Source organism: Microbacterium sp. KNMS (genome assembly GCF_053851835.1).
Window position 1 is genome coordinate 15,095 of record NZ_JBSQBP010000026.1, and the last position, 12,547, is coordinate 27,641.

Here is a 12,547-nt window from a genome sequence, read left to right on the forward strand (position 1 = left end):
CGAGGGGGTGCTGCGAACCGCGGCTCAGAGCACGCCCCGCCGCTGCGCCATCCGCGTCTCCGGCTCAGCCGACGCCGTTGGAGCAGGTGACCTGGCTCGCGTCGGAGCCGTGCACGTTGGCGCTCAGCTCGCCACTCGCCGGGGTGTCGGTCGGGGCCGGCGTCTCCGTCATCGAGGGCGTCTCGGGCGTCGTGGTCTCCACGGGCGCCTGCGTGTCCTCGGGAGCGGGGGTCTCCGCTCCCTCCTCGCCCTCCGCGAGGATGGCGCCGCCGCCGGTGTCGCCCGTGATCTGCAGCGGGACGTTCTGCTCGAGGGCGGCCCACAGCGCCTCGGCCGAGGCGTAGTCCGGAGCGACGCGGTTGCTGTCGTACGGGTCGTCGACGACCGGGTACTGCACGAACGTGAAGTCCTGCAGAGGCACGTCCTTCGCGGCCATCGCGATCTGCACGAGCGTGACCGGGTTCGTCAGGCTCGACGACGGGTCGACGTTCTCGAGCGTCGTGCGCGCGAGCGTGAGCAGCGTGCTGGGATTGGACAGCACCTCCTCGCTCGTGAGCTTGCGCGCGAGCGCCGACATGTACACCTGCTGGTTGCTGATGCGGTTGAGGTCGCTGCCGCCCACGCCGTAGCGCGTGCGGAGGAACTGCAGTGCCTCGACGCCCGCGAGCGTGTACTTCTCCGACGGCGGGATCGCGAGGCCCGTGTGCTCGTCGTAGATGCCCTCTCCGCCGACGCACACGTCGACGCCGCCGATCGCGTTCGTGATCTCGATCACGCCACCCCACGTCACGGTCGCGCCGTAGTCGATCGTCTGGCCCGACAGCTCCTCGATCGTCTTCACGATGCAGCCGAGGTCGCCGCGGTAGTACGCCTCGTTGAGCTGCGTGCGCGAGAGCGCGGAGGCGACGTCGCCCTGCGGGTCGGTGCACTCCGGCCCCTCGACCATGAGGTCGCGGGGGAAGCTCACGACCGTCACGCGGCGCGGCTCGGGCGAGATGTGCACGAGCATGTTGACGTCGTTCAGAACAGCCTCGCGCGACTCGGGGTCGTAGGCCGCGTCGTCGGGGCAGCGCCCGCCGAAGTACTGCTTGTACTCCTCCTCGCATGCGTCGAGGCCGGCGAAGAGGATGTTCACGCCCTTGTTGTCGAGCTCGCCGATGTCCGGCGGGGCGGCCTCCTGCCCCTCGAGCACGACCGCGTCCGCGCTGAAGGTCGCGCCGAAGTCGTACGCGGCGTAGCCGACCACGCCGAACGCGCTCACGATCACGACGGCGACGGCGACGCCGAGCACGCGCAGCAGCTGCTGCACCGGTCCGGGCGAGGAGAGCTGCCCGTGGCGGGCGATCGTGCGCCGCACGGCGTGCTTCGGGGTCTCGCTCACTCGAGTCCTCTCGGGCTGGGACGAACGGTGCTCCGACCTCGGGGCGCGCGCCCCGCTCTGCGGAGGGTGTGGGATTCGAACCCACGGGACATTGCTGCCCACCGGTTTTCAAGACCGGATCCTTCGGCCGCTCGGACAACCCTCCGTGCCCCCGCTCGCGCGCGGACTGGCGTCGAGTCTAGTCGACCGGCCTTCCCGCTATTGTCGACGCGGTCCCTGGGCGAGCCCTGTCAGCGCCTCACGCGATCGTGGACGTCGCGGCGCCCAGCTCCGAGAGCGCGGCGGCCACTCCCCCGCCCTCAACGGGCAGCGTCAGCTGCGTCGCGCACTCCTGCACCTCGTCCGGCGCCTGGCCCATCGCGATGCCGCGACCGCCGCCCTCGTGCGCCCAGGTGAGCATCTCGATGTCGTTGCGGCCGTCGCCCATCGCGACGACGCGCGAGGGGTCGACCTCGAGCCACTCGCGCACCTTCTCGAGCGCTGTCGCCTTGTTGACGCCCTGCGGAGCGATGTCGAGCCACGCGGACCAGCCGACCGAGTAGGTCACCTGCTGCAGCCCCATCCGCTCGACGAACGCGTTGAACTCGTCGCCGTCGTGCTCGGGAGAGACGACGACCACGCGGGTCACCTGCAGGCCGAGCATCTCGTCGAACGCGACGTGGCGCGCGCCGGGACGGTTGAGGTCCCAGTCGTCCATGTACTCCGTGAAGAGGCGCGTGCCGTCGGCGAGCTCGACCATGTAGTTCGCGCCGGGGAGGTGCTCGCGGATGAACCGCAGCGCCTCGGTCGCATCGAACGTCTCGATCGTGTGGCGGATGTACCCGGTCGGGTCATCGGGGTCGCGCGACATGATCGTCGCCCCGTTCGCGCACACGACGTACGGCGGCAGGATGCCGAGATGCGTCATCACGGGATGGGTCGACTCCCAGCTGCGCCCGGTCGCGAGCGTCACGAGGTGCCCGCGCTCGGCGGCCTCGGCGACCGCCTCCTCGACGCCGGGGCTGTACGAGCCGTCCTCGAGCAGCACCGTTCCGTCGATGTCGAGCGCGATGAAGAGGCGCTCCTCCTCGGGCGCGGGGATCGTCACGCGATCGGCTCCATGACCTCGAGGCCGCCGAGGTAGGGGCGCAGCGGCTCGGGCACGACGACCGAGCCGTCGGCGCGCTGGTGCGTCTCGAGCAGCGCGACGATCCAGCGGGTCGTCGCGAGCGTGCCGTTCAGCGTCGCGACGTGCTGCGTGCGGCCGCCCTCGGGGCGGTGGCGGATGTCGAGACGGCGCGCCTGATAGGTCGTGCAGTTCGACGTCGACGTCAGCTCGCGGTACGCGCCCTGCGTCGGCACCCAGGCCTCGGTGTCGAACTTGCGCGCGGCGCTCGAGCCGAGGTCGCCCGCCGCCACGTCGATGACGCGGTACGCGAGGCCGAGCGAGGTGAGCATCTGCTCCTCGAGCGCGAGCAGGCGCTCGTGCTCGGCCTCCGCGTCCTCGGGCGCCGTGTAGACGAACATCTCGAGCTTGTTGAACTGGTGGACGCGGATGATCCCCCGGGTGTCCTTGCCGTGCGAGCCCGCCTCGCGGCGGTAGCACGTGGACCATCCGGCGTAGCGGATCGGACCGCCCTGCAGGTCGAGGATCTCGTCCTTGTGGTACCCGGCGAGCGCGACCTCGCTCGTGCCCACGAGGTAGAGGTCGTCCTCCTCGAGCCGGTAGATCTCGTCGGCGTGGGCGCCGAGGAAGCCCGTGCCCGCCATGATGTCGGGCCGCACGAGCGTCGGCGTGATCATCGGCGTGAACCCGTGCTCGAGGGCGGTGTTCAGCGCGTAGTTCATGAGCGCGAGCTCGAGGCGCGCGCCGATGCCCGTGAGGAAGTAGAAGCGCGCACCCGAGACCTTCGCGCCGCGCTCCATGTCGATCGCGCCGAGCTTCTCGCCGAGCGCCAGGTGATCGAGCGGCTCGAAGTCGAACGCGGGGATCTCGCCCACGCGGCGCAGCTCGACGAAGTCGTCCTCGCCGCCTTCCGGCACGCCCTCGATGACGACGTTCTGGATCGCGTCCATCGCCGAGCGGAACGCGGCCTCGGCCTCGTTCGCGGCGGCCTGGGCGGCCTTCACGCGGTCCGCGAGCTCCTTGGCCTGCGCCACGAGCGCGGCCTTCTCGTCCTTGGGGGCCTTCGCGACGGTCTTGCCGAACGCGTTCTGCTCGGCGCGCAGCTCCTCGAACGCGGTGATCGCCGCACGGCGCGCCGCGTCGGCGGCGAGGGCCGCGTCGACCGTGTCGGGCGAGCTGCCGCGCGCGACCTGAGAACGCTTGATGAGCTCGGGGTCTTCGCGGAGGAGTACGGGGTCGATCACCCTACGAGTCTAGGCGCGGGGCGCGCCCGGGCTCGCCGCCGCGACGGAGGTGCCGTCGTCCCTATCCTGAGAAGCATGCGCGACCCGCTCGACTCCGTGGCCTGGCCCGTCCGCACCGAGCGGCTGATCGTGCGCAGAGCGGCCGAGGCCGACGTCGATGCGCTCTGGCGCCACCGCCGCCTGCCGGAGGTCTCGCAATGGATCACGACCGGCCCCGAGACGCTCGACGACTTCCGCACGATCATGACGGACCCTGCGAAGCTCGCGGTCACGCTCATCATCGAGCGGGCGGACGACGGAGAGGTCGTCGGAGACCTGATGCTCCGAGTCGAGGACGCCTGGTCTCAGCGCGAGCTCACCGCTCCCGCGCGCGGAGCGCAGGCCTCGCTCGGCTGGACGCTGCATCCCGCGTACGGCGGGCATGGCTATGCGACGGAGGCGGTGCGAGCGGCGATCGATCTCTGCTTCGGCCCGATTGGCGTACGCCGTGTGCTCGCCGCGTGCTTCGCCGACAACGAGCCCTCGTGGCGTCTCATGGAGCGCATCGGCATGCGGCGCGAAGAGCACAGTCTGAAAAGCAGCCTGCACCGGTCCGGCGAGTGGCTCGACGGCTTCACCTACGCCCTGCTCGCTGAGGAGTGGCCGACCGTCCGGCCCCCGGTGCAGAGCGCACCTTAGAGTGTGACCATGACCGCCCCCGCCGCCTCCGCGCAGCGGGCCGCGCTGGTCTACAACCCGGTCAAGGTCGCCTCGTCCGACGCCCTCCGGTCGGCGGTCGCGCTCGTCTCCCACGAGGCGGGATGGCTGCCGCCGCTCATCTTCGAGACGACGATCGAGGATCCGGGGCAGGAGGCGACGCGACGGGCGCTCAGGGAGGGCGTCTCGGCCGTGCTCGTCGCGGGCGGCGACGGCACGGTGCGCGCGGTCGCCGAGGCGATGAACGGGACGGGCGTGCGGCTCGCGATCGTCCCGAGCGGGACGGGCAACCTCCTCGCGCGCAACCTCCGTCTCCCCCTCACCGACCCGGCGGAGATGGTGCGGGCCGCGATCGACGGCGACACGGTCGCGATCGACCTGGGCATCGCGCGGCTGCGCCGCCCCGACGGCGCCGTCGAGGACCACGCCTTCGTCGTGATGGCGGGCATCGGCCTCGATGCGGCGATGATCGCCAACACGAACGCGAAGCTGAAGAAGCAGGTCGGCTGGGTCGCCTACGTCGACGGCGCCGCGCGGTCCCTCCCGGGCGCCGAGCCGTTCCGCGTCGTGTACCAGCTCGACGGCGGCCGCCTCCACGCGGCCAAGGTGCAGAGCGTCCTCTTCGCGAACTGCGGCGCGCTCCCGGCCGGCATCGAGCTCATCCCCGGCGCCTCGGTCGCCGACGGCCAGCTCGACATCGCGATCATCCAGCCATCCGGCCCCTTCGGATGGCTCGGGGTCTTCCGCAAGGTGTGGTGGGACAACTCCGTCCTGCGGCGCTCTCGGCTCGGCCGCCGCGTCGTCGAGCGGCGCAGGGACACGTCGGTGCGGTTCCTGCGCGGCGAGGGGATCGAGACCGCGTCGGTCGACGTGCAGCCGGTCGAGCTCGACGGCGACGAGTTCGGCGAGGCGACCCGCGTCTACTGCCGCATCGAGAAGGGCGCCCTGCTCATGGCCGTCCCGAAGGGGCACCCGACCGACCGGCTCTGACCGGTCACTGCAGCGCCGACGTGAGCCGCGCGAGGTTGTCGAGCACCCGGCTCCCGAACGGCCGGCGCACCCAGTCCACGAGCGAGAGCCGCGTGCTGCGGTCGCGGTAGTCGTCCTCCACGCGGCGCAGCTGCTGCACGAACTCCTCGCCGCGCACGAGCAGCGAGACCTCGAAGTTGAGGCCGAACGAGCGCATGTCCATGTTGCTCGATCCGATGACGGCGACCTCGTCGTCGATCGAGAGCGTCTTCGTGTGCAGGATGTACGGCGGCGGGAAGAGGTAGATCCGCACGCCGGCCCGCAGCAGCGCCTCGTAGTAGCTCCGCTGCGCGTGGAACACCATCGCCTGGTCGCTGATCTCCGACACGAAGAGCTCGACCCGGACGCCCCGCGAGACCGCCGCGCTGACGGCGAGCATGAGCGCCTCGTCGGGGACGAAGTACGGGCTGATCATGATGATCTTCTCCTGCGCCGCGTACATGAGCCCGAGGAACAGGCGCAGGTTGTTCTCGACCTCGAACCCGGGGCCCGACGGCACCACCTGGCAGTCGAGGTCGCCCGACCCGGCGTCCATCTCGCGCAGGTCGACGCCCGCCGGCGTCTCGCCGGTCTCGCTGTAGTAGTCGCTGAGGAAGACCGCGTCGACGCTCGAGACGACGGGCCCGTCGAGCCGCACCATGAGGTCGACCCACTGCAGGCCGCGCTTGATGTTCGCGCGCACGTTGTAGCTCGCGTCCGTGACGTTCTGGGAGCCGAGGTACGCGACCTCGCCGTCGACGATGAGCAGCTTGCGGTGGTTGCGCAGGTCGGGGCGCTGCCAGCGGCCGTGAAGCGGCCGCAGCGGAAGGAGGTAGTGCCAGTCCGCGCCCATCCGCTCGAGGCGATCGCGTGTCCGGCGATGCAGCGGCTTGGAGAGGTTCGCCCAGTGATCCATGAGCACGCGCACGGGGATGCCGCGCGCGCACGCCTCCTCGAGCGCGCGGAAGAAGTTCTCCGTCGACCGGTCGGACTTGAGGATGTAGAACTCCACGTGCACGTAGCGCCGGGCGGAGCGGATGGCCTCGGCCATCTCGTCGAGGCTCTCCTGGTATCCCGTGACGAGGCGAACGCCGTTGTCGCCCGAGAGCGGAAGGGCGCCGAGCTCGCGGTTCATCCGGACGAGGGAGGTGAACCACGCCGGCTCGTGCGGCCGCAGCGTCCCGCGCTCGAGGTGCTCGTTCGCCTCGCGCAGCACGGCGTTGATCTCGGTCTGCATCCTGCGGCGCTTGCGCGGCAGACGCGGGTTGCCGATGAGGAGGAAGAGCAGCATGCCCGGGATCGGCAGGAGGAAGATGGCGAGCAGCCATGCCATCGCCGAGGTCGGCTTGCGGTTGCCGGGGACGACGATGAGCGCGACGATGCGGACGATGATGTCGACAACCGTGTAGGCGCCGAACCAGAACGCGGAATTCGCCCACCAGTCCATCGGCATCCTCCTCGTCCCCGCCAGCCTAGCGAAGCGGGGACCGAGGCCCCGCGCCGCGCCGACTCAGCGCGCCGGGTCGGCTTCCTCGGGGAGCACGTCGACGGGGATGACCTGCACGTCGCGGATCTTCCAGTCGAGCGCCGCCACGGCCTGCGACGCGCGCACGAGCCGGTCGACGGCGACCCGGCCTCGACGCGGGATGACGAAGGCCTCGATGTGGAGGACCTGTCCCTGGTCGCGCACGCGCACGGCGGCGTCCTCGATCCAGCGCAGGGAGCGCAGCCGCGTCACGGCGGCGGCCGCGAGCGGGTGCGGGGCCGCGTCGTCGTAGGTGAGCGCGCGGCGGTCCATGAGGTCGACGACCGCGGAGCGGGTGTTGCGCACGCCGTCCCACACGATGCCGACGGAGATGAAGAGGGCCGCGGCACCGTCCAGCCACCAGACGCCGATGCCGACGCCGAGCACGCCCACGATCGACGCCGCATTCGTGTGCCAGTCGGCCTTCGCCATGTCGGCGTCGGCGTACAGGAGCTTGTTGTGGAGCACGGGCGCGAGGCGCGCCTTGGCCGGGCCGTAGAGGAAGACCGGGCCGACGACGATGACGACCATCACGGCCACCATGAGCCAGCCGAGCCAGACGGTGTGGCCGAAGAGCCGCACCGTCCCGATGGTCGGATGCTCCTGCGAGACGAGCCCGACGACGGCCTCGACCGCGAGGTTCAGGCCGACCGTCAGCAGGGCGACGCCCGCGACGAGGTGACCCACGCCCATCGCCCTGTGCTTGCCGAAGGGGTACCGGCGCGAGGGCGCGCTGCGCACGAACGGCAGGGCGATGAGGAAGGCGAGCTGCGGGATGAGGGAGAGCATGTCCTCGATCCACGCGGTCCGCATGGCCTGCGAGTTGCCGACCACGAGGGCGACGAGGGCGATCGTGACCGTCGTGTAGCAGATCGTGAAGATCTCCCAGCGGACGGCGCTGCGCAGCGCGCCGCGCTGCTCATCCGGCAGGTCGGCGCGGCCGAAGCGCCGCCAGGTCTCGCTCATCCGCCGACCTCCTCGTCGAGGTGGCTCTCGAGCGCCGACAGGAGCCGGTTCTCGCCGAGCGGGACGAGCATGACGATCGACCGCCCCTCGGCGCCCGGCACGCCGGGGTAGCCGCGCGTGACGCCGACGCGGTCGACCCACGGCGTCTGATCGGTGAAGCCGCCGACCGCGAGGTCGATGCTCCCGCGCTCGAGCAGGCCCACGAGGGACTCCTCGCTCGCCCATGTCCACTCCACGCGCGCCCCGACCTCGTCGGCGAACCCCTCCGCGAGGTCGGCGAGGGGCCCTTCCGCCGCGCCGCCCGGTCCCTCCTCGACGAGGCCCTCCTCGTCCGTCGCCCCGACCTCGAGCACGCCGTCCGCGATCACGCGGTCGAGCGTGCCGTCGGGGTCCTCCGGAACGCGCAGGCCGCATCCGGGCGCCGCGAGGAGCGCGCCGATGGCGAGCCCCGCGCACAGTGCGCGAGCCGCCGCCCGCGCACGGCGGACGGCGGCTCGCGCGTGCCTGGACATCAGACCCGGTTGCGCGCGTCCCGCCCGAGGAAGACGCCGAGCGCGATCATCGCCACCGCGAGGACGAGGTGGAGCCAGTTGTCCGCTGCGTTGAGGGGGACGAAGTTCGCCGCGTGGTCGTGCGGCACGACGAGGCCGTACACCCAGAGCACCGCGTACAGGGCGCCGCCCACGATGAGGTAGCCCTTCGACCCCGGCGCCGACCCGGCGAGCGCGAGCCCCGCGACGCCGAACATGACGTGGACGAGGTTGTGCAGGACCGACACCTGGAAGATCCCCAGCAGCATCGCGCCGGACGTGTGCGTGGCGAACTCGAGCTGGTCGGTCCCCGTCGTGATCCCGGGGATGAACCCGGCGATGCCGACGAGCAGGAACACGATGCCGAACACGAGCGCGGCCTTCTGGATGGCCGTGCCGGCGTATCGGACCCTGTTCACGGTTCTGTCGCTCATTCTTGTGTCTCCTCTGCTGCGGTGATTGCCGTTCCCCCAGGCAACCGCGCACGGCGCACCCGCGGCAGGGGGTTGACACCGCGCCCCCGCGTCAGAGTCCGCGCATCGTGAAGGCCGCGCTGAGCGCTCCGCGGAAGGGCGCGGATGAGAGCGCGCGCACGGCGGCATCGCGCGCCGCGAGCGCCGCACCGTCGCGGGGCGCGCCCATCGCCATGTTGAAGCGGGCTCGGCGCATCGCGCGGCGCGCGGCGGCCCTGCGCTCCTCCGCCCAGCCCGCCCAGGGCTCCTCCCCCTCGGCTCCCCGCGCGCGGGCCGCGGCGAAGGCCTCGGCGAGTGCGAGCGCGTCGAGCCATCCGAGATTCATCCCCTGCCCGCCGATGGGGCTGATCTCGTGCGCCGCATCGCCCACGAGCGCGATCCGTCCCCGCGCGAACGCGCGCGCCATCCGCTGCCGCGCGGCGAACCGGCTCGGCTCGTCCAGCCCCTCGAGGTCGACGCCCACGCGCTCGCGCACGAGGGCCGCGAAGCCCGCCGCCGTCTCCGGGCCCGCGCCGTCGTCGACGCGCAGGACCCATCGGCGCCGGCCGCCCGGGAGCGGGAACGACTCCACGACGCCCTCGCGCTCGAGATGAAGGAGCGCCGTCTCGGGCTGCCCCGTCGTGTCGTCGGCGTCGCCCATGACCCACCGCGTGTCGGGATCGCGGCGCTCCCACCCGATCCCCGCGGCCGTGCGGACCGCGCTGCGCGTGCCGTCAGCGCCGACGACGGCGCGGGCGCGCGCGATGCCGCCATCCGTCCGCAGCTCGACGCCGCCCGCGACGGAGCGCAGGCCCCGCACGCTCTCGCCGCGCCGGAGCGCGTCGGGGGCGAGCGCGCGCAGGCGCTGCACGAGGAGGGCCTCCGTGCGGTGCTGAGGGAGCGTGCGGACGGGCTCGTCGAACGCGAGCGCGCCGAGCGTCCGGCCGGCGCGGAGCGCCTGGCCACCGCGCACGAGCGCCGCCTCGCCGCGGACGCGGTCGCCGACGCCGGCCGCGTCGAGCGCCGCGAGCCCGGGCGGATGGATGCCGATCGCGCGCGTGCTGGCGGAGGGCGCCTGCGCCCGCTCGATGACGACGACGTCGGCACCGCCCTGCGCGAGCAGCGCGGCGACGAGCAGGCCCACCGGCCCCGCGCCGACGATCGCGGCGTCGTGCACGCGCGTCATGCCTCGCGCACCGCCTCGACGCGCGCGGGCCATCCCCTCTCCACGCGCCAGCCCGTCGGGACGAGCTGCGCGAGCTCGCGCGCCGTCCGGCTGCGGCGGATCGACGTGAGACCGTCCTCGCGCAGGAACGTGCCCCGCAGGACGAACGGCACGAAGGGCAGCGTCCCGATCCAGAACGCGAGGTACGCACCCCACGAGCGCTCGATGTCGCGGTGGACGGCGACGCCGCCCGGTCGCAGCAGCTGCGCGGACTCCTCGAGGAGCGCGGTGACCTCCGCGTCGGAGAGATGGTGGAGCACGTGGTTGGACACGACCACGTCGAAGCGCTCACCGGTCGCGATCACGGCCGCCGCATCCATCTGCCGCACCCGCAGCCCGCGCCCCCGAGGACCGCGCGCCGCGAACGCGAACGCACGCGGGTCGGGGTCGATCGCGAGCACGTCGAGCCGGCCGCGCTCGCGGCGCGCCCATCGGCACACCGCGCGAGGGAAGTCGGCCCCGCCCGTGCCGATGTCGAGGAGGCGCACGTCGCCCTGCCTCAGGCGCGGCGCGATCCAGCGGCGGTACGTCGCTCGCGGCGACGCGACGACCGCGTTGACGAGGCCGAAGCGCGCGTACGTCCGCGCGAGCCGGTCGGGGTCGCAGTGCGGGTCGTCCATCCGCTCGGTCGCGACGGCGTCGCGCACGGCGAGCCGCCCCGGCATCACGAGCCTCGCAGGGTGAGCAGCGCCGACTCGACCGTGAGGCCCGGGCCGAATGCCATCGCGACGACGCGCTCGCCGGCCGATGCGGCGGGCGAGTCGAGGATGTGCCGGAGCACGAAGAGCACGGTGGCGCTCGACATGTTGCCGAAGTCGCGCAGCGTGGCGCGCGCGGGCAGCAGCTGCGCCTCGCTCAGCTCGAGCGCCGACTCGACCTTGTCGAGGATGCTCCGGCCGCCGGGATGGATGGCCCAGTGCGGGATGGCCTCGCTCGCCCGCCGCTCGTCGAGAGCGCGCTCGAGACGGGGCTCGGGTGCGAAGAGCGGACGCACGGCTCCCGTCACGTGCTGCCCGAGGATCGCGGGGACCGCGTTGGAGAGGACCATCTCGAAGCCGTGGTCGCCGATGCGCCACGCCATGTCGCTCTCGCCCTCGGGCGCGACGCGCGACGCGAAGCGCTCGAGCTCGAAGCCGGGCTCGTGGGCCGAGACGGGGCGGGAGGTGACGAGCGCCGCCCCGGCTCCGTCGCCGAAGAGCGACGTCGCGACGATCGTGTCGGGGTCGTTCGAGGTCCGCAGGTGCAGCGTGCACAGCTCGACGCTGATCACGAGGACGACGGCGTCGGGGTCGGCCTGCGCGAGCTGGCTCGCGAGCCGCAGCGCGGGGAGGGACGCGTAGCAGCCCATGAAGCCCAGGTGGAAGCGCTGGACGTCGGCCGGGAGGCCCAGGTCGCGCGCCACGACGAAGTCGGGCCCGGGCGCGTAGAACCCCGTGCACGACACCGTGATGACGTGCGTGACGTCGTCGGCCGAGAAGTCCTCCTGCTGCGCGAGCGCGGCGCGGCCGGCCTCGACGTAGAGACGGCTCGCCTCGACCGCGTAGATGTCGTTGCGCAGCTTCGTGCCGGGAGAGGCGAGCTCGCCCGTGGTCGGGTCGTAGAAGCGGCGCTCGGCGCCCGGCTCGGCCGTGCGGTCGCCGAGCTCGGTGAGAACGGTGTAGCGGCGCTCGATGCCCGAGACGCCGAACGACGTGCTGACGATCCGCTGCGAGAGGCGGGTGAGCCCCGGCTGCGCCGCGAACACCTCCCTCACCTCGTCCTGATGGAGCACGGTCGGCGGCACGACGGTCGCGAGGCCGGTCAGTGTGACGGTCATGGCGCGACAGTATCCGCGGCCGCGGGCCCGCGACAGGGGGTTGCGCGCGGGCGGCGCGGGATGCTCGTCGCGAGATCACGCGATCCGGATCTGTCAACCGCCCTGCCCGGCGCTCTCGCGCCTCGTATCGTCGCCCGCGAACACGGAATGAGAAGAGAGAGGAGACATCATGACCACGGCACGCGACATCATGACCCCGTCGCCGCGCTGCGTCGGCGAGCACGAGTCCCTCACCGAGGCGGCGCGGCTGCTTGCCGACCTCGACGTCGGCTCGCTGCCGATCTGCGGCGACGACGGGAAGCTCAAGGGCATGCTGACCGACCGGGACATCGTCGTGAAGGGCCTCGCGAAGGGAGCGGACCCGGCCACGACGACCGCGGGAGAGCTCGCCGAGGGCAAGCCCGTGACGGTCGACGCGGATCAGGACATCCGCGACGCGCTCACGCTCATGCAGGACCACCAGGTGCGCAGGCTCCCCGTCATCGAGGACCACCTCCTCGTCGGCATCGTCAGCCAGGCCGACATCGCGCTCGCGCTGGCCCCCGTCGAGACCGGGGAGACGGTCGAGCAGATCTCCCTCTGACGCCATCCGCCCCGTG

At 72.4% G+C, this 12,547-nt stretch carries 13 protein-coding genes and 1 tRNA gene; 3 read left to right on the top strand and 11 right to left on the bottom strand.

Going from position 1 to position 12,547, the window contains the following annotated elements; translation table 11 throughout:
• Positions 1-64: 64 nt before the first annotated feature.
• From ACWXWW_RS14845 to serS, 4 genes are all read right to left on the bottom strand, one after another.
• Positions 65-1,381, bottom strand: coding sequence for an LCP family protein (locus ACWXWW_RS14845; protein WP_455970610.1), 1,317 nt, complete (start codon positions 1,379-1,381; stop codon positions 65-67).
• Between the two features lie 60 nt (positions 1,382-1,441).
• Positions 1,442-1,526 (bottom strand) — tRNA-Ser (locus ACWXWW_RS14850).
• A gap of 93 nt (positions 1,527-1,619) precedes the next feature.
• On the bottom strand, positions 1,620-2,468 hold the full coding sequence (locus ACWXWW_RS14855; RefSeq protein WP_271174672.1) for an HAD family hydrolase: 849 nt from the start codon (positions 2,466-2,468) through the stop codon (positions 1,620-1,622).
• Positions 2,465-3,730, bottom strand: coding sequence for a serine--tRNA ligase (gene serS / locus ACWXWW_RS14860; protein ID WP_282980445.1), 1,266 nt, complete (start codon positions 3,728-3,730; stop codon positions 2,465-2,467). The genes ACWXWW_RS14855 and serS overlap by 4 nt, the downstream gene beginning before the upstream one ends.
• A gap of 75 nt (positions 3,731-3,805) precedes the next feature.
• Here serS and ACWXWW_RS14865 point away from each other — a divergent pair, with 75 nt between their 5' ends.
• Entirely contained in the window at positions 3,806-4,408 is a 603-nt protein-coding gene (locus tag ACWXWW_RS14865) for a GNAT family N-acetyltransferase (RefSeq protein ID WP_455970612.1), read from the top strand.
• Positions 4,409-4,417: 9 nt separating this feature from the next.
• Positions 4,418-5,416: a diacylglycerol/lipid kinase family protein gene (locus ACWXWW_RS14870; RefSeq protein ID WP_282980443.1), complete on the top strand. Its 999-nt coding sequence runs from the start codon at positions 4,418-4,420 to the stop codon at positions 5,414-5,416.
• Positions 5,417-5,420: 4 nt separating this feature from the next.
• Here the strand turns inward: ACWXWW_RS14870 and cls are convergent, their stop codons facing one another.
• From cls to ACWXWW_RS14905, 7 genes are all read right to left on the bottom strand, one after another.
• Complete coding sequence (gene cls / locus ACWXWW_RS14875; protein ID WP_455970614.1) at positions 5,421-6,881, bottom strand: cardiolipin synthase; 1,461 nt, start codon at positions 6,879-6,881, stop codon at positions 5,421-5,423.
• A gap of 63 nt (positions 6,882-6,944) precedes the next feature.
• The gene (locus tag ACWXWW_RS14880; RefSeq protein WP_455970616.1) at positions 6,945-7,925 is read right to left on the bottom strand and encodes a cation transporter; all 981 of its coding nucleotides are present in this window, start codon (positions 7,923-7,925) and stop codon (positions 6,945-6,947) included.
• Positions 7,922-8,437: a transglycosylase SLT domain-containing protein gene (locus tag ACWXWW_RS14885; RefSeq protein WP_282980439.1), complete on the bottom strand. Its 516-nt coding sequence runs from the start codon at positions 8,435-8,437 to the stop codon at positions 7,922-7,924. The genes ACWXWW_RS14880 and ACWXWW_RS14885 overlap by 4 nt, the downstream gene beginning before the upstream one ends.
• Positions 8,437-8,889 (bottom strand): DUF4383 domain-containing protein, encoded by a 453-nt coding sequence (locus ACWXWW_RS14890; protein WP_282980438.1) that lies wholly within the window; start codon positions 8,887-8,889, stop codon positions 8,437-8,439. Before ACWXWW_RS14890 ends, ACWXWW_RS14885 begins: the two co-directional genes overlap by 1 nt.
• Positions 8,890-8,980: 91 nt before the next feature.
• Positions 8,981-10,093 (bottom strand): FAD-dependent oxidoreductase, encoded by a 1,113-nt coding sequence (locus tag ACWXWW_RS14895; RefSeq protein WP_455970618.1) that lies wholly within the window; start codon positions 10,091-10,093, stop codon positions 8,981-8,983.
• Positions 10,090-10,797 (bottom strand): methyltransferase domain-containing protein, encoded by a 708-nt coding sequence (locus ACWXWW_RS14900; protein WP_455970620.1) that lies wholly within the window; start codon positions 10,795-10,797, stop codon positions 10,090-10,092. The genes ACWXWW_RS14895 and ACWXWW_RS14900 overlap by 4 nt, the downstream gene beginning before the upstream one ends.
• The gene (locus ACWXWW_RS14905; protein WP_455970622.1) at positions 10,797-11,948 is read right to left on the bottom strand and encodes a type III polyketide synthase; all 1,152 of its coding nucleotides are present in this window, start codon (positions 11,946-11,948) and stop codon (positions 10,797-10,799) included. The genes ACWXWW_RS14900 and ACWXWW_RS14905 overlap by 1 nt, the downstream gene beginning before the upstream one ends.
• 169 nt (positions 11,949-12,117) lie before the next feature.
• On the opposite strand from ACWXWW_RS14905, the gene ACWXWW_RS14910 reads away from it, so the two are divergent.
• Positions 12,118-12,531 carry a CBS domain-containing protein gene (locus ACWXWW_RS14910; protein ID WP_271174663.1) on the top strand — a complete coding sequence of 138 codons (414 nt, stop codon included), beginning with the start codon at positions 12,118-12,120 and terminating at the stop codon, positions 12,529-12,531.
• The last annotated feature ends 16 nt before the right edge of the window (positions 12,532-12,547 follow it).